The 24,350-nt window shown below is 70.0% G+C and carries 22 protein-coding genes; 7 read left to right on the top strand and 15 right to left on the bottom strand.

The genetic code is table 11. From position 1 onward, the window contains the following. Positions 1–39: 39 nt before the first annotated feature. Together AMIS_RS13370 and AMIS_RS13365 are read right to left on the bottom strand one after the other, a co-directional pair. Complete coding sequence (locus AMIS_RS13370; protein ID WP_014442826.1) at positions 40–801, bottom strand: SDR family NAD(P)-dependent oxidoreductase; 762 nt, start codon at positions 799–801, stop codon at positions 40–42. A 299-nt stretch (positions 802–1,100) separates the two neighbouring features. Beyond that, on the bottom strand, positions 1,101–1,721 hold the full coding sequence (locus AMIS_RS13365) for a TetR/AcrR family transcriptional regulator (RefSeq protein WP_014442825.1): 621 nt from the start codon (positions 1,719–1,721) through the stop codon (positions 1,101–1,103). Between the two features lie 213 nt (positions 1,722–1,934). Between AMIS_RS13365 and AMIS_RS13360 the strand changes: the two genes are divergently transcribed. Together AMIS_RS13360 and AMIS_RS13355 are read left to right on the top strand one after the other, a co-directional pair. After that, positions 1,935–2,345, top strand: a complete 411-nt coding sequence (locus AMIS_RS13360) for a Zn-ribbon domain-containing OB-fold protein (RefSeq protein WP_014442824.1) — start codon at positions 1,935–1,937, stop codon at positions 2,343–2,345. Continuing rightward, entirely contained in the window at positions 2,342–3,493 is a 1,152-nt protein-coding gene (locus AMIS_RS13355; RefSeq protein WP_014442823.1) for a thiolase C-terminal domain-containing protein, read from the top strand. Before AMIS_RS13360 ends, AMIS_RS13355 begins: the two co-directional genes overlap by 4 nt. Positions 3,494–3,550: 57 nt before the next feature. Here AMIS_RS13355 and AMIS_RS13350 read toward each other — a convergent pair whose 3' ends face one another. The 3 genes from AMIS_RS13350 to AMIS_RS13340 form a co-directional block, all read right to left on the bottom strand. Continuing rightward, complete coding sequence (locus AMIS_RS13350; RefSeq protein ID WP_014442822.1) at positions 3,551–4,777, bottom strand: MFS transporter; 1,227 nt, start codon at positions 4,775–4,777, stop codon at positions 3,551–3,553. A 44-nt stretch (positions 4,778–4,821) separates the two neighbouring features. Continuing rightward, positions 4,822–5,265, bottom strand: coding sequence for an acyl-CoA thioesterase (locus AMIS_RS13345; protein ID WP_014442821.1), 444 nt, complete (start codon positions 5,263–5,265; stop codon positions 4,822–4,824). Positions 5,266–5,327: 62 nt separating this feature from the next. Further along, positions 5,328–6,458 carry an NDMA-dependent alcohol dehydrogenase gene (locus AMIS_RS13340; RefSeq protein ID WP_014442820.1) on the bottom strand — a complete coding sequence of 377 codons (1,131 nt, stop codon included), beginning with the start codon at positions 6,456–6,458 and terminating at the stop codon, positions 5,328–5,330. 356 nt (positions 6,459–6,814) lie between these two features. Here AMIS_RS13340 and AMIS_RS13335 point away from each other — a divergent pair, with 356 nt between their 5' ends. Further along, positions 6,815–7,330: a TetR/AcrR family transcriptional regulator gene (locus AMIS_RS13335; protein WP_197538011.1), complete on the top strand. Its 516-nt coding sequence runs from the start codon at positions 6,815–6,817 to the stop codon at positions 7,328–7,330. 26 nt (positions 7,331–7,356) lie between these two features. Here AMIS_RS13335 and AMIS_RS13330 read toward each other — a convergent pair whose 3' ends face one another. From AMIS_RS13330 to mftR, 3 genes are all read right to left on the bottom strand, one after another. Continuing rightward, the gene (locus AMIS_RS13330) at positions 7,357–8,697 is read right to left on the bottom strand and encodes an NAD-dependent succinate-semialdehyde dehydrogenase (protein ID WP_014442818.1); all 1,341 of its coding nucleotides are present in this window, start codon (positions 8,695–8,697) and stop codon (positions 7,357–7,359) included. Positions 8,698–8,859: 162 nt separating this feature from the next. Further along, positions 8,860–10,443: a mycofactocin dehydrogenase MftG gene (gene mftG / locus AMIS_RS13325; RefSeq protein WP_014442817.1), complete on the bottom strand. Its 1,584-nt coding sequence runs from the start codon at positions 10,441–10,443 to the stop codon at positions 8,860–8,862. A gap of 83 nt (positions 10,444–10,526) precedes the next feature. Further along, positions 10,527–11,138 carry a mycofactocin system transcriptional regulator gene (mftR, locus tag AMIS_RS13320; RefSeq protein WP_014442816.1) on the bottom strand — a complete coding sequence of 204 codons (612 nt, stop codon included), beginning with the start codon at positions 11,136–11,138 and terminating at the stop codon, positions 10,527–10,529. A gap of 246 nt (positions 11,139–11,384) precedes the next feature. Here mftR and AMIS_RS13315 point away from each other — a divergent pair, with 246 nt between their 5' ends. Beyond that, entirely contained in the window at positions 11,385–11,939 is a 555-nt protein-coding gene (locus AMIS_RS13315) for a TetR/AcrR family transcriptional regulator (protein ID WP_014442815.1), read from the top strand. Positions 11,940–12,062: 123 nt separating this feature from the next. Beyond that, the gene (locus AMIS_RS13310; RefSeq protein WP_014442814.1) at positions 12,063–13,433 is read left to right on the top strand and encodes a flavin monoamine oxidase family protein; all 1,371 of its coding nucleotides are present in this window, start codon (positions 12,063–12,065) and stop codon (positions 13,431–13,433) included. A 221-nt stretch (positions 13,434–13,654) separates the two neighbouring features. On the opposite strand, the gene AMIS_RS13305 is transcribed toward AMIS_RS13310, so the two are convergent. The 3 genes from AMIS_RS13305 to AMIS_RS13295 are packed head-to-tail and all read right to left on the bottom strand — an operon-like array spanning position 13,655 to position 16,176. After that, positions 13,655–14,683 carry an alpha/beta hydrolase gene (locus tag AMIS_RS13305; RefSeq protein WP_041829738.1) on the bottom strand — a complete coding sequence of 343 codons (1,029 nt, stop codon included), beginning with the start codon at positions 14,681–14,683 and terminating at the stop codon, positions 13,655–13,657. Then, positions 14,670–15,452 carry a hypothetical protein gene (locus tag AMIS_RS13300; protein WP_014442812.1) on the bottom strand — a complete coding sequence of 261 codons (783 nt, stop codon included), beginning with the start codon at positions 15,450–15,452 and terminating at the stop codon, positions 14,670–14,672. The genes AMIS_RS13305 and AMIS_RS13300 overlap by 14 nt, the downstream gene beginning before the upstream one ends. A 34-nt stretch (positions 15,453–15,486) precedes the next feature. Then, positions 15,487–16,176 carry a polysaccharide deacetylase family protein gene (locus AMIS_RS13295; RefSeq protein ID WP_014442811.1) on the bottom strand — a complete coding sequence of 230 codons (690 nt, stop codon included), beginning with the start codon at positions 16,174–16,176 and terminating at the stop codon, positions 15,487–15,489. 163 nt (positions 16,177–16,339) lie between these two features. Between AMIS_RS13295 and lysX the strand changes: the two genes are divergently transcribed. After that, on the top strand, positions 16,340–19,672 hold the full coding sequence (gene lysX / locus AMIS_RS13290) for a bifunctional lysylphosphatidylglycerol synthetase/lysine--tRNA ligase LysX (protein ID WP_014442810.1): 3,333 nt from the start codon (positions 16,340–16,342) through the stop codon (positions 19,670–19,672). On the opposite strand, the gene AMIS_RS13285 is transcribed toward lysX, so the two are convergent. Beyond that, positions 19,667–20,623 (bottom strand): hypothetical protein, encoded by a 957-nt coding sequence (locus AMIS_RS13285; RefSeq protein ID WP_157434845.1) that lies wholly within the window; start codon positions 20,621–20,623, stop codon positions 19,667–19,669. The genes lysX and AMIS_RS13285 overlap by 6 nt on opposite strands. Before the next feature lie 67 nt (positions 20,624–20,690). Further along, positions 20,691–21,047, bottom strand: coding sequence for a response regulator transcription factor (locus AMIS_RS13280; protein ID WP_083888623.1), 357 nt, complete (start codon positions 21,045–21,047; stop codon positions 20,691–20,693). Positions 21,048–21,197: 150 nt separating this feature from the next. Between AMIS_RS13280 and AMIS_RS13275 the strand changes: the two genes are divergently transcribed. Then, positions 21,198–22,292 (top strand): AI-2E family transporter, encoded by a 1,095-nt coding sequence (locus AMIS_RS13275; protein WP_014442807.1) that lies wholly within the window; start codon positions 21,198–21,200, stop codon positions 22,290–22,292. Positions 22,293–22,299: 7 nt separating this feature from the next. Here the strand turns inward: AMIS_RS13275 and AMIS_RS13270 are convergent, their stop codons facing one another. Further along, positions 22,300–23,535, bottom strand: a complete 1,236-nt coding sequence (locus AMIS_RS13270; protein WP_014442806.1) for a cation:proton antiporter — start codon at positions 23,533–23,535, stop codon at positions 22,300–22,302. A 62-nt stretch (positions 23,536–23,597) separates the two neighbouring features. Then, entirely contained in the window at positions 23,598–24,230 is a 633-nt protein-coding gene (locus AMIS_RS13265) for a DedA family protein (RefSeq protein ID WP_014442805.1), read from the bottom strand. Positions 24,231–24,350 lie beyond the last annotated feature (120 nt).

The raw sequence follows: 24,350 nt of genomic DNA, 5'->3' as shown, positions 1-24,350 counted from the left end.
TCGTCGGGTACTGGCAGGGGGCGTGCGCGGTCGTTCTGATCAGGCGCCGGGGCCGCCGGAGACGTAGATGACCTGTCCGGTGACGTAGGAGGTGTCCTCGCCGCACAGCGCGGACACGACACCGGCGATGTCCTCCGGCCGGCCACTGCGGCGCAACGGGATGTGCTGTTCGGAGCGCGTCACCATGTCGTCGAAGTCGATGCCCATGCGCTGCGCGGTGGCCCTGGTCATGTCGGTGACGATGAATCCGGGCGCGACGGCGTTGACGTTGATGTTGAACGGGCCGAGTTCGATCGCCAGGGTTCTGGTGAAGCCTTGCAGCCCAGCCTTGGCCGCCGAGTAGTTGGCCTGGCCCCGGTTGCCGAGCGCCGAGGTGCTGGAAAGGTTGATGATCTTTCCCCAGCGGTTGTCGACCATGGTCTTCTGCGCCGCTCGTGCCCAGAGGAAGCTGCCCCGCAGGTGCACCCCCATGACGGTGTCCCAGTCCTCGACCGACATCTTGAAGAGCAGGTTGTCGCGCAGCACGCCCGCGTTGTTGACCAGGACGTCGATGGAACCCAGGTCGGTGACGACCTGCCGCGCAGCGGCGGCGACGGCTGCCTCGTCGGCGACGTCGCAGGTCACGGGTACGGCAGTGCCTCCCGCGGAGGTGATGGCGTCGACGGTGTCCTTCAGATCGGCCTCGATGAGGTCGGCGACGGCGACGGCGGCGCCGTCGGCCGCGAGGCGGCGGGCGGTGGCCGCCCCGATGCCCCGGGCCGCGCCGGTCACGACAGCGACTTTGCCGGTCAGATCGGTCATGCGAGCTCCTTCGATCGCGAGCCCACCGCGAGCGGGGGCACAAGAGGTGCCGGCGCAGTCCGCTCCCGGGACTGGTCATCGGCTCGGCGTGGCCTCAGCCGGCGTGCGCGGTCCGCAAGGGTCGTTGCGGATGCCGACGGTAACAGCCGATACCCGAGAAGGTTCTAGAATTTCCTCTAGAATTGGAATGCCTCAGCGGTGTGACCCGCACCACAGGTAGGAATCTGAGGCAGCACGCGGAGGCAAGCGGCGCGTCCTCGCGCCGCGACGGGGCTCAGCGGCGAAAGCCGGTCAGCCGGTCAGCCGGCGACCTTGCCGATGAATCCGAGCGTGGCCTCGATGATCGCTTCCGCCTCGGTGCGCGAGTCGACACCGGAGAGTTCCCAGGCGCCGTCCGCGACGATCGAGGACAGCACGGACACCAGTACGCGGCCGGCCGGTTCCCCCGAAGCGCCGAGCAGCTGGGTGTTGTCCCTGATCCAGGCCTGGGCGCGGGTGCGGCGCAGCCGCTCGAAACCCGGCGGGCTGTCATCGGCGAAGAACAACCGGGACATGCCGTGATCGAGCCAGGACTGCTCGAGATAGGCACGCGCACCGGCGAGGAAGAGCCGGACCGGATCGGACTCGTCGCGGCTCCGCGCGATCTGCACAGCACTGCGGGCAGCGTCGTACAAGCGCTGCTCGTGCTCTTCCCACAGCGCCACGTAGAGCTCGGGTTTGCCGCCGAAGTGGTGATAGATGCTGCCGCTGCTGCTGCCGGCGAGCTCCACCACGTCACTGACGTTGGCGTCGGCGTATCCCTGCTGAAGGAAGACGGTGCGCGCCGCAGCGAGAATGGCGGCGCGTGTCTGCGCCGTGCGTGACCAGCGGCGGGGTGTCCGCACAGGCGGATCAACGGCGGTGCGGTCCTCCGCGGTCATGCCGCCATCTCCATCCGTCCGGCCCGGTCAGGTCGCTGAGCAGACAGCCTACGCCCGGCTTCGCCGGGTCACCGCTGGCAGACCGTCCTCCCCTATGCTACAAGTTCATTCTAGAATTCATTCTAGAATGCGGCGCGCTGCCAGGCCGCCGCTCCCCCCTTTGGCCGTTCCGGCCCCCTGCGACCCGCCAGCACGAGATTCCTGAGAGGCTTCATGTCCGAAAAGGCGACACCGGTACCCACTCCCGAGACGATGCCGTACTGGGAAGGAGCGAAGGCCGGGCAGTTACGGATCCAGCGCTGCCACACCTGCCGCAACGCCTTCTTCTATCCGCGGATCTCCTGCCCGGGGTGCGGGTCGGACGACGTCGCGTGGTTCACCGCATCCGGGCAGGCCACCCTCACCTCGTACATCATCAATCACCGCGCCGCGCGGGGCTTCACCGCTCCGTACGTCATCGCGATCGTGACCCTGGCCGAAGGACCGCGTCTGACCACCAACATCGTGGGAGTCCAGCCGCACCCCGACGCCCTGCGGCTGGACATGCCCCTGCAGGTCCGCTTCGAGCAGCGCGGCGACGTGGCCGTTCCGGTGTTCACGCCGGCCCACGAGGTGACGGCATGACCAGCACAGCAGTGATCGTCGGCGCCGCGGAGACCGACCGGATCGGCAGACTCCCCACGCACTCCACCCTCATGCTGCACGTCGAAGCGGCACGCAACGCGCTCTCCGACGCGGGCCTCGGCGTCGCCGACATCGACGGCATCGCCACCGTGGCGGCACCGGGTGCTCTGACCGTCGCGGACGCGCTGGGCATCACCCCCTCCTGGATCGACACGACGAGCGTCGGCGGGACCTCCTTCCTGTTCCACGTCCGCCATGCCGCCGCGGCCATCGCCGCCGGGCTGTGCACCACCGTGCTGATCACGCACGGCGAGTCCGGGCGGTCCCAGATCGGCGAACCGCCCTACCATCGGGACCCGTCCTCCCTGCTGGGACAGTTCGAAGCGCCGTACGGCATCACCGGATCACCCTCGCTGTTCACCCTGCCGGCGCTGCGCTACCTGCAGGACACGGGCACGACACGGGAGCAGATGGCGATGGTCGCGGTCGCCCAGCGCCGGTGGGCGGCGAGGAACCCCCGGGCGTTGTATCAGCAGGAGATCACCGTGGAGGACGTCTTCGCGTCTCCGGTCATCGCCTACCCCTTCCACCGCCTGGAATGCTGTCTGGTCACCGACGGCGGTGGCGCGCTCGTCATCACCTCGGCCGAGCGCGCCCGTGACCTGCCGAAGCGCCACCCTCGCGTTCATGTGCTCGGCGCCGGTGAGGCCATGGACTCGCCGATGGTGTCCCAGATGCAGGATCTGACCAGCTCGCGGGGGTTCCGGCTCTCCAGCCAGGCGGCGTTCGCCCAGGCCGGCATCGGTGTCGGCGACGTCGATCATTTGATGATCTACGACGCCTTCGCCCATCTTCCGCTCTACGGGTTGGAGGACATGGGCTTCGTCAAACGCGGCGAGGCCGGGGCATTCATCGCCGAGGGGCACACCTCCCCCGGCGGCAGCCTGCCGCTGAACACCAACGGTGGCGGCCTGTCCTACACCCACACCGGCATGTACGGCATGTTCGCCGTCCTGGAAGCCGTACGTCAGCTGCGCGGCGAGGCCGCCGCCCAGGTCACCGATCCTCGTATCTCCGTGGTGCTCGGCAACGGTGGCATGTTCGAAGCCGCGGCCACCCTCGTGCTCGGCGCTGAGAGCACCGTCTGAGCGACCACGGCCGGGCCGGCTCTGAGGTCACGTCTCAGGGCCGGCCCGGCCGGCTCGTCACCCCGCGGTGGTGGATTCGCGCTGCGGCGCCACAGCCGATCGGCGCCAGGAACGTGCCCGGCTGAGCACCACCGCGAAGGCCAGCACGTTGAGAACGGTCGCGGCCACGAACGCGCTGCGGTGCGAGGACGTGCTCGCCGCGACGGCGCCCAGCAGCACCGGGCCGAGTCCGTACGCCACGTCGAACGACATCGTGATCGTCGCGACCGCGTCGCCCCGCTGAGCCACCGGAGCCCGCCGCAATGCGAACGTGAACAGCGCCGGATACAGCAGGGACACTCCGAGCGACATCAGCACCACCCCGCTGTGCAGCCCGATCGCGGTGGGCACCGCGGCCACGATCGCCCAGCCGGCGGCCTGCACCGCGATCGACACCAGGGACCCGGTCACGGGCCCGAGCAGGTCGGGCAGCCTCCCGCCGAGCAGCCGCACCGTCAGCACGACGATCGAGCTCTCCGCCAGGATCAGACCCGCATCGATACCGAGAGATCCGGCGTAGAGGGGAACGGTCGTGGCGAACGCGGCGTACCCGGCCAGGGAGAGCAGCAACACCACCGCCGGCCCGACCGTGTCACGCTGCAGCCAGCGGCGTGGCGTCCTGGCAGCCGGTGAGCCCCGCTCACCGGGTGCGGCGGTCCCCGGCTCGGCCGGAGGTTCCCGCAGGAACAGCGCACACACCAGCGCCAGGACACCGACCGCCCCGGCCACGATCCACGTCATCGGGTAACCCGAGACGTCGAGCAGCTCGGTGCCGAGCACCGGGCCGGCGGCGAAACCCGCGTACGGGGCGACCGTGAAATAGGAGACCGCCTCCGCGGCCCGGTCCGGCGGCGCCAGGTCGAAGGCAAGCCGGGCGAGGCCCACGTAGGCGGCGGCCTGGCCGATCCCGGTCACCATCCGCAGAGGCACCAGCGCGGCCACCGAGTCGGCCACGGTGTAACAGAAGATGGAGGCGGTCACGACGAGCAGGCCGGCCAGCACGACGACCCGGCTGCCCCGGACTGCCGTCAGCCGCCCCGCGGCCGGGCGCAGGACGATGGCGGTCACCGTCACGGCCCCGACGACCAGGCCTACCGCGAAGCTGGTGCCGTGCAGCACGTTCGCGACGTACAGCGGCAGGGCCACGGCCAGCACGCCCAGCGCCGTGAAATACAGCAGTGAGCAGAGCAGCAGGATCAGGAATGGCGGGGAGGTCAGGACAGCGGATCGCGGATCGCGTTGCATTCCAGGGCCCGCGGTCACTGGTCGTACTCCACCTTCGGTGCGCCTTATCGGTGCGGGTCGGCAGGAGTCACGCGTCCCGCGGTGTCGCCCATCGCCGATTCCAGCGCCCTGCGGAACCGTCCGGGTACCGGCGTCTTGCCCGACCCGTCCCGGGCCACGGAGACGTAGACGACACGGGCGGCGCAGGATTCGGTGCCGTTACGGCGTACCGAGTAATGGACCTGGAAGCTGGTGGTGCCGATCTTTCCCGGCTGCACATGGATCTCGACGTCGTCGCCGCGGCGCACGCCCGAGCGCCAGTCGATCTCGGAGTGCACCAGCTGGTAGTCGAAACCCTCGGACGCCATGTCGTCGGGCGTGATGCCGGCATGTTCGAAGAACCGCGTCAACGCCTCGTCGAACCACGCCGGGTACCAGGCGTTGTAGATGACGCCTTGCCCGTCGAACTCGTGGTAGCGCTGGGGGTGCTTGATGATGTGACCTGCCACGGGCGGATCCTTGCCTTCCTCGGAGGTGCTCGTCGTCGGCGGGCTTCGTTGCCGGTTCGTGGTCAGTGTTCGTGCACCACCACGCCGCGCACGATCGTGCCGTTGAGCAGGTCCTCGTAGCCCTTGTTGATGTCAGCGAGCCGGTAGGTGCCGGTGATGAGCTCGTCGAGCTTGAGCTTGCCGGCCTTGTAGAGACCGAGCAGCCGCGGAATGTCGGTGGTCGGGTTGCAGTCGCCGAAGACGCTGCCGCGGACCTGCTTGCGCCACAGCGTCAGCTCGCTGCCGGGCAGGTTGACGTTGAGCTCCTCGAATCTGTTGAGCGCGGTGAGCACCACCTTGCCGCCCTTGCCGACGGCGTTGAATCCGTCCGTGACGAGCTCACTGGTCATCAGCCCCGGCGTCAGGATGGCGGCGTCGGCCATCTGGCCCCGCGTCAGCTCGCTGATCGTCTGCAGGGCTTCACCCGCGTTCGCGAACACGTGGGTCGCCCCGAACTCCCGGGCCGTATCACGCTTGTTGGCCAGCGGGTCGATGGCGATGACGTGTTTGGCGCCGGCGTAGGCCGCGCCCTGCACGGCGTTGACGCCGAGACCGCCCGCACCGATCACGACAACGGTGTCGCCGGCCCTGACCTCGGCGGTGTTGACCGCCGAGCCCCAGCCGCTGGGCACGCCGCAACCGACGAGGGCGGCCTTGTCCAGGGGGATGTCGTCGTCGACGGCGACCACGGAGCTTTGGTGTACGACCCCGTACTGACTGAACGTGCCGAGCATGCACATCGCGCCGTACTCGGTGGAATCGCCCGGATGACGCGCCGGCCCGCTGATCGGATAGTGGCCGCCGGGCAGGCAGCCCTCCAGGATCGTCGCGCCCATGTCGCAGATCGACTGCCTGCCGGTGGCGCAGTACCTGCAGCTGCCGCAGGACGGGATGAACGAGCCGACCACATGGTCACCGGGTTTCACCCGGGTCACGCCGGGCCCCACCTCCTCGATGATGCCGGCGCCTTCGTGCCCGAGGACCATGGGCAGCCGCGCCTGCATGTCACCGTGCGCGATGTGGACGTCCGAGTGGCACAGCCCGGCGAACAGGTACCGGATGAGGACCTGCCCCTCGCGGGGCTTCTCCAGCTCGAGCTCGACTATCTCCATCGGCTTGCCGGCCTCGTAGACGACGGCTGCCTGTGTTCTCATCGGATCTCCTTCAGGACGGAATCGGGCCGACGAACGAGTCGCTGGTCGAATCTGGAACGGATCTGCGAGTTCCGGCTTTTCGGTGGAATCAACGAGCCACGACATAGCGGGAACATTTATCTCTACCGCTTCAAAGCCCGATTCTGGCATCGTCCGTCGACGGAGAATCGGGTTTCCGCGCCAACCGATAGCGGCAACGCGTCAGAGCTGTGCGATCGTCGATACCGACACTTTAAAATCAACGGGACAACGGTTCAGGTTCGTCGAATTCTCGGTGCCTGCTCTGATTACGCGAAGAAGGGGGACCGATGGCGGGTGGCACGACCGACCGCGATGCCGACACCACACGGCGTCTGGTGCTCGCCGCGGCCGCACGCCTCGTGCGCCGGAAAGGCGTGGCGGCCTCACTCGACGCGATCGCTAGAGAAGCCGGTGTGTCAAAGGGCGGTCTGGCCCACCACTTCGCCTCCAAAGAGGCTCTTCTCATCGCCCTGGCTCAACGAGAGCTCGAGGCGTTCCGGGAATCCGTCCTGACCCGCATCGACGCTACCGAGGGGAGGGCCGGGCGGCTGACACGCGCTTATGTGCGAGCCAGCCTCAGGCCCGCCGACGATCAGGAGACCCGGGCGCGGTTCGCCGTCATCGCCCAACTGATGACCGTGCCCGCCGTCGCGGAGATCGCCGCAGCCGACCACCACCGCTGGCAACGGGATCTGGCCGGAGACGGGGTGCCGGCAGAGACCCGGCACCTGGTGATCGCGGCCGCCAACGGATTCGGCGGGCCACCGTTGCGGACCTTCGGTATGCCTGCCGGGGTACGGGATCGGATGCGCACCACGCTCATCACCATGATCAACGCGGCGGTGGGGTGACCGCGCGTCGGTGAATTCGCGCCGCCTCAGCCCACCGTGCGGATCAACTTGCGGTTGACGAACTCGTTGATACCGAGCCGGCCCAGCTCCCGGCCGAAGCCCGACCGTTTGATCCCGCCGAACGGCAACTCGACCCCGACAGCGCCGGCGCTGTTGACGAACACCATCCCGGCCTCGATCCGGTCGGCGACCCGGGCGGCCTGCTGCGCGTCGCTGCTGAAGACGTAAGCGCCCAACCCGAACGGCGTGTCATTGGCGATCTCCACCGCGTGATCCTCGTCCCGGGCCCGGAACAGCATCGCCACCGGCCCGAAGAACTCCTCCCGGTGGGCGGCACTGCGCGGGTCGACCTCGGTCAGCACACTGCAGGGAAAGAACGCGCCGTCCCGCTCACCGGCACTGGCCAGCCGCGCGCCGCCGGCAACCGCGTCAGCGACCTGCCGATCGAGGCGCTCGGCCGCCTCCACCGAGGCCAGAGGCAGCGATCCGGCGCCCAGCATGGCCGCGGTGAACCCGGCGGCGAAGTCGTCGTAGAGGTGATCGGCCACGATGATGCGCTTCGCGGCGTTGCAGGCCTGCCCGTTGTTGCCGAGCCGGCCGATCAGTGCCGCCTCGATCGTTGCGGCCATGTCAGCGGTGTCCAGGACGATGAACGGATCGGAACCGCCGAGTTCCAGGACCACCTTCTTCAGGTGCCGGCCGGCGATCTCGGCGACCGCGGAGCCGGCTCGCTCCGAGCCGGTCAGCGACACGCCCTGAACCCTGGGATCGGCGATGATCCTGGCGACCTGGTCGTCGGTCGCGTAGACGTTGACGTAGGCCCCGGTGGGAAAGCCGGCGTCCTGGAAGATGCGCTGGATGGCCGCGGCGGAGGCCGGACACTGCGGTGCGTGTTTGAGGACGATCGTGTTACCGGCAGCCAGGTTCGGCGCGGCGAACCGGGCGACCTGGTAGTGCGGGAAGTTCCACGGCATGATGCCCAGCAGCGCTCCCAGCGCCGACCGCCGGATCACCGCGGTGCCGCCGCCGGCGTAGGGCTCGATGTGCTCGTCGGCGAGGAAGGCTTCCGCCGAGGCGGCGTAGTACTGGTAGATCGCGGCGCTGAAGTGCACCTCGGCCAGCGCCTGGTCGAAGTCCTTGCCCATCTCCAGGCCGACCGTGCGGGCGAGTTCGTCGGCGCGCTCGGTGTACAGCCGGGCGACCTCGAGCAGCAGGGCGGCGCGCTCGGCGGTGCCGGTGCTGCGGCCCCAGTTCCGGTACGCCGTGTGTGCCCCGTCGATGGCGGCCTCGATCTGCCAGTCGGCGGCAGTCGGGTACGACTGCAGCTCCTCCAGGGTTCGCGGGTCGGTGACGGCGTAAAGACTCATGAACGGGCCTTCCTTTCGGGCATGCGCGGGAAGGAGACCGCGAGGGCGGCCGGCAGCACGTCCACCACTGTCCTGGGCCGCGTTCGGTGAGCCATAGAGAGCGCGCGCCACTTGATCAAGGACGGACGCCAGCGCTGCCGCTCGTGCGCCCGGCTGCAGAGCTCAGGTCAGCTCGTTGCGGAGGGCGTCGGCGATGAGTTCACCGATCAGGACCGCGGTCGCTGCCGGTCCGCGCAACGGCGCGTCGGGCAAGAGCGAGGTGTCGGCGATCCGCAGGCCGCGCACGCCGTGGACGCGACCGTACTGGTCGGCGGCGCTGGTCCGGTGATCATCCGGGTCGCCCATCGGTGCGGTTCCGCACGTGTGCTGCGAGGTCCCCAGATGGTCGCGGATCCAGCGATTCAAACTCCGGTCGTCGTCGAGGATCGAGGGAGGCGGGTCGAGCAGACCGCGATGCAGGCCGGCCAGGGGCCGCGTATCCAGCAGCGCGGCAGTGGTGCGCACCGCCTCCCGGAGATTCCGGTAACTGTCGGGGGTACGGAGGTAGCCGTAGTCGATGACCGGCGCGACATGTAAGGCTGCCGCGGCCAGCCGCAGGCGGCCGGTCGGGCGCGGGGACTGGTCGGCGACCAGGAAGGCCAGCGGTGACGCGTCGGCCACGCCCGGGTCGGCCAGGCGCGGCAGCGGGATCAGCGCCTGCAGGATCTCGAGGTCGCCGGGGCCGCCGGGGTCGCCGCTGGAGCACAGGTGCAGGCACCCACCCAGCCAGGACGCCGTCCGATCAGGGAGCCGATCGGCCGGGTGCCAGGGAATCACCAGCTGCGGGTGATCGCTGAATCCGGAGCCGACCGCCGGCGCATCGCGGATGACCGGAATGCCGAGCCGTTCGAGATCCTCTCGCGGCCCGATCCCGGATCGCAGGAGAAGCTCCGCTGTCGCGAACGCGCCGGCACAGAGCACGACCTGGCCGGCGTGAAGGTCGACGGGTCGTCCGGCGTAGTCGGCGGCGACCCCGATGGCCCGGCCACGATCGGTCAGGATCCGCGTCGCCCGGCAGTCCCCTATCACGGTGAGGTTGGGCCGGGCCTGCACTGCGGCGGGCAGGTACCTCATCCCGGTGTTGTGCCGGACGCCGCTCCGGACGTTGCACGGAACGGGACCGATCCCCGGCGCCTGCTGGTCGTTCTTGTCCGGATCGGCGGGAAAGCCCATGGCGACGGCGGTGTCGTGGAAGGCGGCCGCTGCGGGGTGCCGCATGTCGGTCCGGCTGACCGGCATCGGCCCGTCGCCGCCGTGCAGCGCCGAGGCAGGGTGGTCGAGATCCGTCTCCAGCCGGCGCAGCAGCGGCAGCGCACGGTCGTACGCCCACGCCGGGTTGCCCCTGGCGGCCCACCGGGCGAAGTCCGCCCGGCGGGCCCGGACGAAGTATCCGCCGTTGATGGTGGTGGAACCGCCGAGGATCCGGCCGCGCGGAACCTGCCAGCGACGGTGCGCCGTCAGGTGCACCTCGTGTGCCGCCACGGCCGCGTGCGCCAGTCGTGCTCCGGGAACCCGCCGGGCGTCGGTCAGATCCGTGCTCAGCTGCTCGGGGTCGGCGGGGACGGTTCCTGCTTCAACAACGAGAACGGTACGGTCCGGATCCTCACTGAGCCGCGCGGCGAGCACGGCGCCCGCCCCGCCGGCGCCGACGACGATCACGTCGGGTTTCCCGCTTCCGAAGATCCGGGGAGCGTCGATCCTCGTCATGAGAGCTCCTCGAGCCGGTGAATGCCCCGCCGCATTATTTTGACACTAGATGCCAAAAGACCGCGCACCGCAGCCGGTCGCCGTCAGAAGCCGGTCTCCAGACGCCGGTACGTGGCGTTGAGCGCGTCGGACAGGTCCACCGACTCGTCGTCGAGCCACAGCTCGTACGCGGTGATGGACGCGGCCAGCGCCAGGTGGCCGATGAGGCGCGGCTCCGGCGCGGAGGCCGCGACTCCGGTGCGTTCCGCGGCGAAATCGGTGATCAACTCACGCCACGAGTCGTACCGCAACGTGGAATCGGCACGCAGCGCCGGGACCCTGAGGATCAGTTCCATGCGCCGGCGATGCCAGGGCACCACGTCGTGATCGAAGTTGTTGAACTCCACCACCGTCTCGCGCAGCGCTCGCATCAGCGGCACGTTCGCCGGCACCGCCGCCAGATGGTCCCGGAAGTAGACGAGCTGTTCCTCGAAGTTGCCCCAGACGAGGTCGTTCTTCGACGCGAAGTATCGGAAGAAGGTGCGTCGTCCGATACCGGCCGCCGCCGCGATGTCGTCGACCGTGGTCTGTTCGAACCCGTCGCGCTCGAACAACTCGAAGCCGATGCGCTCCAGCTCAGCCGGCGAGGCGACCCGGGGGCGACCGACCTTGGCTCGTGACGCCCGGTCGATCACCCGGCTGGACGGCACGTCCACACGCTCTCCACTCCCCTGGCCCAACCGACGGACCCGGTGTGGGACATGTCTTCGCCCCACGCTAACACCGGCCGGGACCACGCTGACCGCGTCGCCGCCCGGTCCGGCCAACCATGGGCTTGTCATGACGTCACGGACTCGCCGGGCACACTGTTCGCCGAGCGGTCACGCAACAGCGAGCAGTCACGCAACAGCGACCAGTCACGCAACAGCGACCAGTCACGCAACGGCGAGCGAGAGAGATCGATGGGACGCACAGCAGGACGAGGGCCCGAGGACACCAAGCGGTTGATTCTGGACGCCGCGCGGAGTGTCGTCGTGGCGCAGGGCGCCCGGGCGACCATGGATGACGTGGCGGCGGCGGTCGGCCTGACCCGCGGCGCGGTGATCTACCACTACAGCTCGAAGAACGCGTTGTGGATCGCGCTCGTCCGCGACATGATCGCCCAATTCCGCCAGGCGGTGCAGGACCGCCTCGAGGACGGCCCCGCACCCGGTCGCCTGGCGCGCGCCTACATCCGCGCGTCACTGGAGGGTGACGAGATCGAGGCTGTCGGCGAGCGTTTGTTCCTGCTGGCCGCTCTCGGCGTCACGCCCGGGGTTCCGGAGATCGCCGCCGAGGACGGGGCCCGCTGGAAGGCTGACATGGCTGACGACGGGCTTTCGCTGGGGGCACGCACCGTCATCCTGAACGCCGTGGACGGCGCCGGCCTGATGACCGGATGGGGATTGAAACCCGATCGCGCCGAACTCGCCGCGCTCCGGTTCGAGCTGGAGAAGCTCACCGTCACCGCTTCGTAGCGAAAAGGCCGGGGCGGCCGGTGAGTGATCTCACCTACCTTGGGAACTGTACTGACAAGTCAGTACAGTTTTGGGGATGAAGCAGGGTGGCCGGGAGGCCACACAGGTAAACGGAGGACGACCATGAACACTGTCAGCACCCGATCCGCCGACGTCGTCGTCGTCGGCGCCGGGCTCGCAGGGCTCACGGCAGCGGACGAACTCGTCCGCGCGGGATATGACGTCCTCGTCGTCGAGGGGCGCGATCGCGTCGGCGGCCGGATCCTCACGACCGAGATCGCGGGCGTGCCCGTCGACGCCGGAGCGACCTGGGTGGCGCCCGGCCACACGGCGATGCGCGACCTCGTGAGCCGCTTCGGCGGCGAGTTCGTGCCCCAGTTCCATCAGGGCAACGGCGTCCTCTCGTTCGGGGGCCGGCGCAGGATCGAAAGCATCACCGCCCTCGCGCCGTGGTCGATGGTCGATCTCTGGCGCGTCCTCAACAAGGTGCAGAAGCTGGTCGACGGCCTTCCCGTCTCGGCCCCCTGGGAACACCCCGATGCCGCCCGGCTCGACGCGATGTCGTTCGGCGAGTGGCTGACCGGGCAGTACGCCCTCGAGGACACCCGCAAGTTCATGACGATGCTCAGCCTGGTGCACTGGGGCGCACCGGTCGGCGACGTGTCACTGCTCAACGTGCTGCGGTACATCAAGAACCTCGGCGGTATCGAGCACATGCTCGCCGTCGAGGGCGGTGACCAGCAGGACCGGATCCTGGGGACGACATACAACCTGGTCAACAGGCTCGCCGGCACGCTGGAGCCCCGCGTGCTGCTCGGCTCCCCCGTCGAGCGCATCACCACGACCGGTGAACGGGTCACGATCGAGACCGGCGCGCACACGATCGAGGCCCGGTACGCCATCGTGACCGCGTCGCCGGTCCACCGCTCGACGATCGAGTTCACGCCCGCCCTCCCGGAGCCCCACTACGGGCTCTCCCGCACGTGGCGGCTGGGTGCGCTCAGCAAGGCGTTCGTCGCCTACCGGCGCCCCTTCTGGCGCGACGAGGGTCTGTCCGGGCAGGCCATGTCCGACGACGAGACGGTCTTCCTCACCTTTGACGTCAGCCCTTCCGCCGACGGCCCCGGCATCCTCATGGCGTTCTGCGACGCCCGCGGATTCGACGCCTACGACGAGGACGAGCGCCGCCGCCGGGTCATCAGGCACCTCGTTCATCTGTACGGCGAGCCCGCCCGCCACGCCCTCGACTACACCGACTTCTCCTGGGGCAACGACACGTTCGCTCCCGGCGGGCCGAACCCGGCGGTGGGGCCGAAGGCCTGGACGACCTTCGGACGGTTCCTGCGCGAACCGGTCGGACTCGTGCACTGGGCCGGCACCGAGACCGCCGACGAGACGTCCGGCACCATGAACGGCGCGATCCTGTCGGGCCGGCGGGCGGCGAGCGAGGTGGCCACGCGCCTCGGCCGCGTCCTGGAGCCCGCGAGTGCGTGATCGCCGGGCGCCCCGCCCGGCGATTCCCTCCGCCGGCAGCCGTCCGGGCGGCCGCCGGCGGCGTACCCGCGGACGCGGCGGGCGGTCGAGCCGGGGCTGACGCCCGGTCGTCGTCGCCCTGCCGCCGCTACGCCGGCGTGCTTGGTCCCCCGGCATTCTCGGGGGCCGGCACGCCGGCACGTCGCCAACGCAGCATCGCCGCTTCGTGCAGTCGGGCCCGCTCATGGTGTCGTCGGGCGTGCGAGGTGCTGGGAGAGCCACGCGAAGGCGGGCGGCTCCATCGCACGCCACGTCCCGGCATTGTGGCCGCCGGTCCGGACGAATGCCGTCGTCACCGACATCGGCGCCCTGACCAGGTCGGCGATCGCGGTGGTACCCCGCATCGCGGCCCGATCGGTCCTCGCCGACGCCAGGTACAGCGCGACGGCGGGAACGGGGAGATGCCGCAGGCGCCAGGCATTGTCGTACGTGGTGTGCTCGCTGCCGTCGCCGACCGCGATACCCGGACCGGAGTAGCCGGACAGGCTCGCCGCGGCCGCGTACTGTCCCGGGTGCCGCAGCAGGAGACTGGTCGCGCAGTACCCTCCCGCCGAGTAGCCGATGAGCCCCCAGGTGCCGGGTCCGGTGCGTACCGGAAGCCTGGTCTTCGCGAACGCGGGAACGTCGACGGTGAGGAACGTTTCGGTCTGCGGTCCGCCGACCAGGTTCGTGCATTCGGTGTCCAGCGAGGGCCGCGGCGTCTGATAGGGGAACAGCACCACGGTCGGCGCCATCCGCCCGGACGCGATCTCGCGATCGAGGATCTCGGCCGCGCCCAGCTTGTTCAGCCACTGCAGCGGCGATCCCGGATAGCCGTGCAGGGCTTCGATGACGGGATAGCGGCGTTCGCCGTGCTGCTCGGCATCCGCGGGCAGATAGACGTACATCGGCATGGTGAGCCCGCTGGCGGCGCCGGCGACGGTGAGCGAGAGGATGCGGCCGCCGCCGGGCCGGTCGTGAACCGGAACCGCTTCGGCGGCAGCGGCCTTGGCGCCGACCAGACTGGCCCAGGTCGGATACGTGTCGACCTGCCGGTTGAGCCACACCAGACCGGTGGCGGCCGCGCTGATCAGGCACAGCGCGAGAAGCGCCGGCCGGTACAGCAACCGGCTCCGGCAGTTGCCGCGATCCCACGCCCAGCCCAGTGCGACGGCGGCCGCGACGGCGAGCACCGCGGCGACCGCTTGAAGGACGGGACTATCCGGCGACATCTGACACCTCCACTGGCAGGGGCGTCTGGCCGACGGCCCAATCGACGGCGTCCGCCCGGGAACCGGCACGATGCACCTCGATCCCGGCGTGCGGCGTCGGGATCGCTGCGGAACCCACGAACGCCAGCACGGGGAAGCGCCCGGGCGCCCGGGTGATCGCCGAGAACAGAACCGGGGCCTGAGCGGCCGGGGCGACCATCGCCCAGCGCTGCCTCGTCACCCGCAGATCGGTCTCCAGAGCCCGGGGCAGAGCCACCGCGACACCGGCCGCCGTGACACCGGCCGTCGGCACACTGACCGACACGACCCCGGCAAGCCCCCGCGCCACGGTCGCGTCCCGGTCGCCGATGATCACCACGACGGGATAGCGCAGCTCCGGGTGCGTCAGGTAGCCGTCCGGGAGGCCGACGGTCAGGGTACGCGGAAGGCCATGCTCCGCCGGATGCCAGATGAACGTCCGCGCCCGGGCTGTCCCGGCCGGCGCGTGGAGGGACAACCAGGCGTCGAGACCTCCGCCGGTCGTCTCGGCGGCGGTGTCCACCGTTTCGGTGTCGTCGAGCAGCGCCGACCACGTCGGATAGAACTGCTGCGTCCGGTTGAACCAGACGCCGGCAGTCGCCACCAGCAGGGCCTCGGTGAGCAGGAGCGTCAGCGGGCGTACGACGACGCGCAGGCGACCGGCCCGCCCCCACCAGAAGACGGTGGCGGCCAGCGCCAGGAGGGTCATGAGGGCCGTCAGCACGATCAGCGGCCATCCGGTCAGCGACATGACTCCCCTGCCGCCGTCGCGTACGGGGAAAGACTCATGGCATCGCCCCGGCGCCCGGCACACCGTGATCACGCAGCCGTCCGACCACGTGTCCCCGGGCGTGACAGTCCCGGAGAATCTCCGGGAGCGTGCCACGATCGCGGTCGCGCACCACGATGGTGCCGCCCCCACGCAGACCCGGGCGCGACACCGCCGGCGGGGCAGCCGCTCGAGTCCACTCCCGCGCTGAGCAGGTCCACAGGACGGGGGTCAGGCCCAGGCAGCGGGCCTGGAACAGCGCCGTGCTGCTCGCCAGCCCGTACGGCGGACGCCACCAGGACGGCTGCCGCCCGGTGACCGCGGTGATCGCCGCCGTCGCCCGAGACAGGTCGTGGGCGACGGCGTGGGGCAGCCGGCGGAGCAGCAGGCGGTGCTGATGGCCGAGCACACCGACTTCGTGGCCTTCGCCGACGATGTCCCGGGCCTGCGCGGGGTGTCGCTCGACGTTCTCCCCCAGCAGGAAGAACGTCGCCCGGACGTGATGGCGGCCGAGCACCCGTAACAACTCGGGAGTCACCTGCGGGTCGGGGCCGCCGTCGAACGTGAGAGCGACGTGGCCGGGCCGGCCGATCCCGGACAGCCGCTTCGGCAGCACGCAGCGGCGCAGCGGCCCGAAGACGGCGAGGGCGGGGCCGGCATGCGCGCCCCCGAGGGCGGCCGCGGCGGTGACGATGGCTTCGATCATGAGGCGACCATCGTCGCGGACGGAGGTTGAAGATTTCCTGAAGAGCTTTCAGCCCGTCTTCAGGCCTGCCTCACTACGGTGCCGGCGGACGTCGCACACCGCCATGGCAGCGGCGTGCCGCTGTCTCTCGCATTACCGACGTATCAATAAAACGCTGCATAAGGTGATCTTTGTGGCAAGCGCCGACAACAAACCGCGGGACCGGCACGACTACGTCGCCGCCTGGTGGGGCCGGATCGTCACCATCGCCGGCATCTGGGTCCTGATCAGCTTCCCCCTGCGCATGTTCTCCTGGACGCGGTGGGTCGACTACGCGTTCAGCCTGATCAACATGCCGGCCGAGCCGAACGTGTTCATCGCCGCGGTGCTGCTGCTCATGGGCAGCGCGCTGCGGCGGCGGCTGCGGGCCGCCTACCTGCTGCTGCTCGTGTACCAGGTCAGCGCCACGCTGCTCAACGCGGTCCTGAGCGTCATCGGGTTCACGTACTGGCACGACCCGAGCGAGATCGACCTCGGCCTGTCGCGCCTCGACATCCTCCTCAGCGCCGCTTCGACACCGATCGGCGTGGTGGTGATCGTCCAGCTGTGGCGGGCCCGTGCCGCCTTCCCGGCACGGCTGGCGCGCGGCTCACGCCGTACATCGGGTGCGGTCCTCATCGGCGGGCTGGCCGCCTCCTGGGTCCTCGCGTTCGGCCTCACGCTGCTCTTCCCCGACACGCTGCGCGGCGTCGGCGAACGCGTGATCTGGGCGAACCGCTCGGCGCTGGGTCTCACCGTCGCCGGCAGCAACACGGGACTGCACGGCCATCAGGGCCACCACTGGGTCTCCGTCGCCGCGTCGACGCTGTCGGCGCTGGTGCTGCTCGTCGCGGTGAGCGTCTTCCTCCGCTCGGCTCGCGCCAAGCAGTACCTGACCGCCGAGGCCGAGGTGCATCTGCGTCAGCTCGTCCTGACCGACGGCGAACGCGACTCCCTGGGCTACTTCGCCACCCGTCGCGACAAGTCGGTGATCTTCTCTCCGGACGGCCGGGCGGCGATCACCTATCGGGTGGTCGCCTCGGTGAGCCTGGCCAGCGCGGACCCGATCGGGCAGGTCAGCTCCTGGCCGGCCGCCATCGACGCGTGGCAGACCGAGGCTCGCCGGCACGGCTGGTTCCCCGCGGTCCTGTCCGCCAGCGAAGCCGGCGCCACCGCGTACGTCGCCGCCGGGATGAAAGCGCTGTCCATCGGCGACGAGGCGATCCTCGAGGTTGCGAGCTTCACGCTCCAGGACAGGGCGATGCGTCCGGTCCGCCGCGCGGTCACCCGCGTCCAGGGCGCGGGCTATTCCTGCCAGGTACGCCGTCAGGCCGCCCTCGGCGTGGACGAGTTGCAGGAGCTGGACCGGCTCGCCGCCACCTGGCGCGGCGACGGCGCCGAACGTGGCTTCTCGATGGCGCTGGGCCGGCTCGGCGACCCGGCGGACGGGCGATGCGTCGTGGTCACCGCACACGATCCCCAGGGTCGGCCGCGGGGCGTGCTCACCTTCGTACCGTGGGGAAGCCGCGGCCTGTCGCTCGACCTCATGCGCGCGGACCGCACAGCGGAGAACGGCCTCACCGAGTTCATGGTGGCCGGCCTCGTGGACGCCTGTCCCGATCTGGGGATCCACCGGATCTCGATGAACTTCGCGATGTTCCGGTCGGTCTTCAGCTCCTCCGACACCGTCGGCGCGGGCCCGGTCATCCGGGTGACCGACGCGGTCCTGTCGGTGGCCTCGCGGTTCTGGCAGCTGGAGTCGCTGTACCGGGCGAACGCGAAGTACCTGCCGGCCTGGGTTCCCCGGTTCCTCTGCTTCGACTCCTCGCTGACCCTGAGCCGAGCCGCCCTCGCCGCCGGCCAAGCCGAGGGCTTCCTGCCCACGCTCGCGCCGCCCGCGCCGGACCACGCCACCGAGACCGTCGGCGGCGTCGCGTTCGTCGAGGCGGTGCGCGCCCAGGAGGAACGTCTGCTGCGCCCACCCCGCCCGCAACGGCGACTCAGCCAGCAGCAACGGGTGCGCCTGGAGAAGATGCACCGCCTGATCGCCGACGGCGTGGAACCCTATCCCGTGGCGGTGCCGCGCACGTGCACGCTGGCCGAGGTCCGCCGGGCGCACCCCGGCCCGGCGCCGGACACCCGCACCGGGCAGCGCGTCTCGGTCACCGGCCGCGTCCACGCGCTGCGCGACCTCGGCGGGGTCCTGTTCGCCACGCTGCGCGAGGGCGACACCCTGCTCCAGGCCATGCTCACCGCGGAGGCCACCCCCGCGTCCCTGCGTCATCGGTGGCGCCGGACCGTCGACCTCGGCGATCACGTCAGCGTCACCGGCGAGGTCGTCACCTCGCGCCGCGGTGAGCTGTCGATCCGCGTCGAGGAATGGACGATGGCCGCCAAATGCCTGCGCCCGGTGCCCGACACCCACGCCGGCTTCAGCGATCCCGAGGCCCGGGTCGCCCAGCGCCACCTCGACCTGCTGGTCAACCCCGACGCGATGCAGGTCCTGCGGCACCGCAGTGCCGCGGTCAAGGCATTGCGCGACGCCTTCACCCACCGGGGGTACGCCGAAGTCGAGACCCCCATGCTGCAGGCGGTCCACGGTGGCGCGGCCGCGCGCCCGTTCCGCACCCACATCAACGCCTACGACATGGAACTGTTTCTGCGCATCGCCCCCGAGCTCTACCTCAAGCGCCTGTGCGTGGCCGGCATGGAGAAGGTCTTCGAACTCAACCGCAACTTCCGCAACGAAGGAGTCGACGCCACCCACAACCCCGAGTTCACCTCGCTGGAGGCGTACGAGGCGTACGCCGACTACACCACCATGCGCGAGCTGGCCCGCGACCTCATCCTCGAGGTGGCCACCGCCGTGCACGGCCGGCCCGTCGCGATGCGCCCGGACGGCCCGGTCGACCTCAGCGGGCCGTGGCCGGTGATCACCGTGCACGACGCCGTCAGCCGGGCCACCGGGACACCGCTCGACTCGGCCACCGGTGTGGAGCAGGTGCGCGCGGTCTGCGACAGCCGGGGCGTGCACGCGCCGGCCGGCGCCACCGCGGGCGAGCTCGTCCTCGAGCTCTACGACGCCCTGGTCGAGAAGCAGACCACCCATCCGACCTTCTACACCGATTTCCCGCTGGAGACGTCGCCGCTCACCCGCACCCATCGCCACGACCCCCGGCTGGCCGAACGCTGGGATCTGGTCGCCTTCGGCATGGAGCTCGGGACCGCGTACTCCGAACTGATCGATCCGGTCGATCAGCGGGAGCGGCTCACCGCGCAATCGCTGAAGGCCGCCGCCGGCGACCCCGAGGCGATGCAGATCGACGAGGCCTTCCTCAGCGCCCTGGAGTTCGCGATGCCACCCACGGGCGGCCTCGGCCTCGGCGTCGACCGCATCGTGATGCTCCTGACCGGCATGCCGATCCGGGCCACCCTCGCCTTCCCGTTCCACCGCCCGACGCCCGTCCCGCTGTCATGAGAGTGCCGGCGCGTGCTGCTCGACGGCGTCGCGTCGTCGGTACAGATGCCGCGCGAGCCAGGCGGCCACGACCGCGCTGAGCATCATGTCGTAGCGGCCCAGCACCGTGACCAGCAGGTCGAGGAGCACGAAGAACGCGAGCAGTCCGACGACCACGCGGACGCCGTCGCTGCCGTACGGGCCCGTCACCGCGACACGCGGGATCAGCAGGAGGCCGGCGGCGACGGGAAGCAGCGACAGCGCGACGCCGAGGGGCCACGCCAGTCCGGTCTCCGCGACGGTGTAGGTCAGGACCCAGTGCGCGCACACGCAGGCGAAGGCAAGCCATCCGAGGCCTCGTCGCGGTCGCGATCCCCGGCCCCTGGACGGCACGGCCACCGGACGCCGGCCGAGCAGGAACGCCGTCACCACGACCGCGGCGAGCAGCATCCCCGCGGCGACGAGGACGGTGGCCGGCGGACGCTTGTCGAACTCGCCGTAGATTACCGGCGTCACCGCGAGCACGAGGCCGGCCACGGCGAGACCGGGACGGCCGGCCCACGGGCGGTGTCTCGCCCGGGGGACGAGCCACTCGACGACGAGGACCGATGCGCAGATGCTGATCGCCGCGTGGAACACCGTGAGGTGGCCGGCGAGGAGCACGTTCGTGTGCCGGACGACGCTGTAGGCGCCGATGCCGGAGTCCGCCCAGAACTGGGGGAAGAACCAATACCGGTCGACGAGCGCCTCCTCCCACACGCCGTACGCGACGCCGAGCATGACCAGCCCGGCGAAGCGAAAGCGGCATCGATGGGCGACCTCCCGGCAGACAAGCGCCCCGCAGCCGTACAGGGCCGCCATGTACGCGAGTTTCCACGGCGTCAGAAGCTCCAGGGGCGGGCTGGAGCCCGACAGGCCCTCACCGAAGAACGGCGCGACGAGAAGGATGAGCAGCGCCGGGAACCTCGTCATGGCCTCAACATCCCAGGACCGGCCCGTCCGGCGCATGAGCCCCAGGTCTATCGCCGGAAACCAAAGTCTATTCCTGGGACAGCGCCCGCAGCCGGGCGACGAGCACGGGGAAGGAGAACGGCTTGCCCAGAAAGTCGTCGGCGCCGAGCGCGAGCACATCGCCGGTCACGTCCTCGGGGCTGGTGGCGCTGAGCATCAATATCGGCGTCCGGACATTCCGCTCCCGTAACTGCCGGCATACCTCACGACCGTCGATCCGGGGCAGCATGATGTCGAGAACGATCACGTCGTAGGCATCGCCCGAGGCTGCCGACAGCCCGGCCGCCCCATCATGACGGAGATCGACCGTGAAGCACTGCAGAGCCAAGCCGTCGCGGATCGTCTCCGCCATGGTCACATCGTCTTCCACCACCAGCACACGCACGATCGGTCTCCTGTCGCATCAGTTCGACGCGCAGACTGCACCGAGGTCGCTGAGAAGCCGCTGAACCGGGGGTCGTAGGCGCTCTCGGCCGGCCCGTACTTGATCGCCATTCGGCGTCGGGGGATGCTCCGCGCTTCCTAAGGTGATCACATGAGCCATACCGTCAGCGCCACCAAGGCTCGGGCGGCCTTGCGGACGTCGGCGCGCGCCTCAGCGCACATCTTGATCCTCGGGCTGGCAGCGTGGGCGGCACTGCGCCTGCTCGGGGTGGCGTGGCCCGCCCTGTGGCCTGTCGCCGTGGCTCTGCTGCTGACGACGCTGACCTGGCCTCCCGTGCGCTTCCTGCGCCGGCACCGCTGGCGGCCGGCGCCGGCGGCGGCACTGATCACCGCGCTCTTCGTCGTACTCGCCGTCACCGCGGCGATCGTCATCGTCGCACCGGTGGCCTCCCACGCCGGCGAATTGACCAACGGTGTGGCAAGCGGCATCAACACGATGTGGAACTGGGTCCAGGGCCCGCCGCTGAACATCAGCAACAGCCAGCTGAACTCGGCGCTGGACACGCTTGTCAAGCGCATCCAGAGCAGCGCCGGCAGCATCGCCACGACCACGATCAGCGTGGGCGGCACCGTGGTCAACGGCTTCGTCACGGCGGTGGTGGCGATGTTCCTGATGTTCTTCTTCCTCAAGGACGGCCCGAGGTTCCTGCCCTGGCTGGCGCGGCAACTGCCCGGCCGGCTCGCCCGCGACCTGCCGGCGATCGCCGACCGCAGCTGGGCCACCCTGGGGGCGTTCGTGCGTGCTCAAGCGGTCGTCGGCCTGCTGGACGCCGTCCTCATCGGCGTCGGAATCTGGATCGTCGGTGTCCCGATGGCCCTGCCGCTGGCGGCTCTCACCTTCGTGGCGGCCTTCGTCCCGGTCGTCGGGGCGTTGTTCGCCGGTTTCGTCGCCGTTCTCATAGCGCTGGTCTACAACGGCGTGACCGATGCCCTGACCGTGCTGGCCGTCATCGTGGTGGTCCAGCAGTTGGAGGGCCACGTGCTGCAGCCGATGGTGCAGGGTCGGGGTCTCGGCCTGCATGCCGCCGTGGTGATCCTGTCCGTGCTGCTCGGCAGCTCGCTGTACGACATCGTCGGTGCTCTGCTCGCTGTCCCCCTGGCGGCGATCATCGGCACCGTCTGGGCGTACGTCCGCGAACAGCTCAGCGACTCCGCGGCGCCGCCACCGCCGGCTGCGGCGCGCTGACCGCCGGTCACGCCGTTGCGCGCCGCTTCGACCAGGGAACACGGCCGACGAGCAAGGAGCCCGGCCCGTGCAGCAGGACGCTGGCGATCACGGTGATCGTCATGGCGGCCAGCGCGGTATCCGCGAGGTCGCCCTCGGGCAGGTCGTTGAAAGCCAGCAGCCCGAAGACGATCGACGTGGTGCCGCGGGGGCCGATGGCGCCCACGATGAGGCGTTCACGCCAGGGCATCGACGAGCCGGTCAGCGCCAGCAGCATCGGAACGATGCGCACCACGGTCAGGACGGCGAGGCAGTACAACAGGAGCTGCCAGCTGATCCCGTGCCAGAGGGTCAGCACCGCGGCGTTGCCGAGATAGAACCACATGGCGATCGTGGCCATCGCCGCCGTGTCCTCCAGCAGTTGCATGTCCGGCGTACGGACCCGCCGCTTGACCCGCTGACTGGGTGCGACCTGACGCAGGAAGCGAAACGCGATGCCGCAGACGAAGGCGGCGACGAAACCGTTGCCGCCGACGGCGACCGTGACGGTGTAGGTCAGCAGCGGAGCCGCGACCATCGTGATGCGCCGGGACTGGTCGGTGGTCCAGCCGAGACGTTCGGTCGTGTTCATCAGCCACGCGATCAGCAGGCCGAAACAGAGACCGGCCAGGACCGCCTTGACCGCGCTGGGCACGGCCGTGCCCAGCGCTTCGAGCGGTGTGTCGGCCGACGAGGATGTCCCGGCCAGGACGAGCGCGAACAGGAACAGGGGGGACATGATCCCGTCGTTGTAGCCGCTCTCCACGTTGAGCAGCCCGCGCACCCGCTCGGGCACCGACCGGTCGCGCACGAGCGACTCGGCGGGCGCGAGGTCGATCGGCACGACGATGCAGGCGATCACGAGCAGTGCCGGCCAGCCCAGGGCCGACGGCAGCAGCGGCCAGCCGATCACCACGGCGAGCGCGAGGCTCAGGGGCATGGCGATCAGCAGGGCGCGAGCGGCGAGCCCGGGTTCCTCGCCGAAGAGTCGCCCGCCACGGACCTCAGTGGCGTCGACGAACAGCAGAACCGCGAGGATCACCTCGGCGACGTGCTGGGCGACCGTGGAATTGACCGTGTCGATGAACGCCTCGGTGACGAGCGCGACCACGACGCCGGCCAGCACCATGACCTGCGGGGTGCGTATGTGCCATCGCTCCAGTCGCCCGGCCACCAGCGACCATCCTGCGGCGACCGCCGCCATCACCACCAAAGTCAATACCATCCGACGCGTCCCCCGGCGCTAACAGATCAGGCAAAAACACAATACCGACAGAAGAGTGATGATTAAGGTGTCGATCGCGATGCCGGGGTCCGCACGCGCTTCCAGTGCCGCACAGCGACGAACGCACCTCCGGCCACCACCGCCGCAGCGACCGCCACCGACGACAGATCGCCCAGCGCATGCTCGACCTGATGCCACGACGTTCCCGCGAAGTAGCCGGCGAGCACCACGGCCACCGCCCACAGGGTGCCGCCGATCGCGTTGAAGACGAGGAACGTCCGGTAACGCATACGCGTCATGCCGGCCAGCGCCGGCACGAGAGCGCGCATCAGTCCCACCCATCGGCCGAGCAGAACCGCCCAGGCGCCGTGCCGGCGCATGAAGGACTCCGCCCGCGCCCAGCGCCGCTCCCCGATGAGCCGGCCCAGCCGGCTGGACGTGATGGCGTTCCCGCCGAGCCGGCCGATCTCGTAGCCCGCGGAGTCACCCAGAACCGCCGCGAGAGCCGCGACCACCAGCAGGACCGGGAGAGCGAGCCGACCGGTGCCGGCCAGCACGCCACCCACCAGCAACGCCGCCTCACCCGGAAAGACGAGCCCGACGAACGCCGCTGATTCCACGAACGCCAGCAACCCGACGAGTGAGTAGGCGAGCCACTCAGGCGCCGAGTCCACGAAGTGCAGCAAGACCGTCATAGCCGCCGACGGTACGAACGACGACCTTAAGATTCGTTGAAAGCGGAGCTCTTCCTGAACTGGTCAGCGATTTCTCAGGTCTGCTCCGCCATGCTGGCGAGTCGGGCAGCAGGACGGGAG

This window comes from Actinoplanes missouriensis 431 (assembly GCF_000284295.1).
Classification (GTDB): Bacteria; Actinomycetota; Actinomycetes; order Mycobacteriales; family Micromonosporaceae; genus Actinoplanes; species Actinoplanes missouriensis.
Note: the sequence above shows the minus strand (reverse complement) of the source record. Positions and strands in the feature narration are given on the sequence as shown.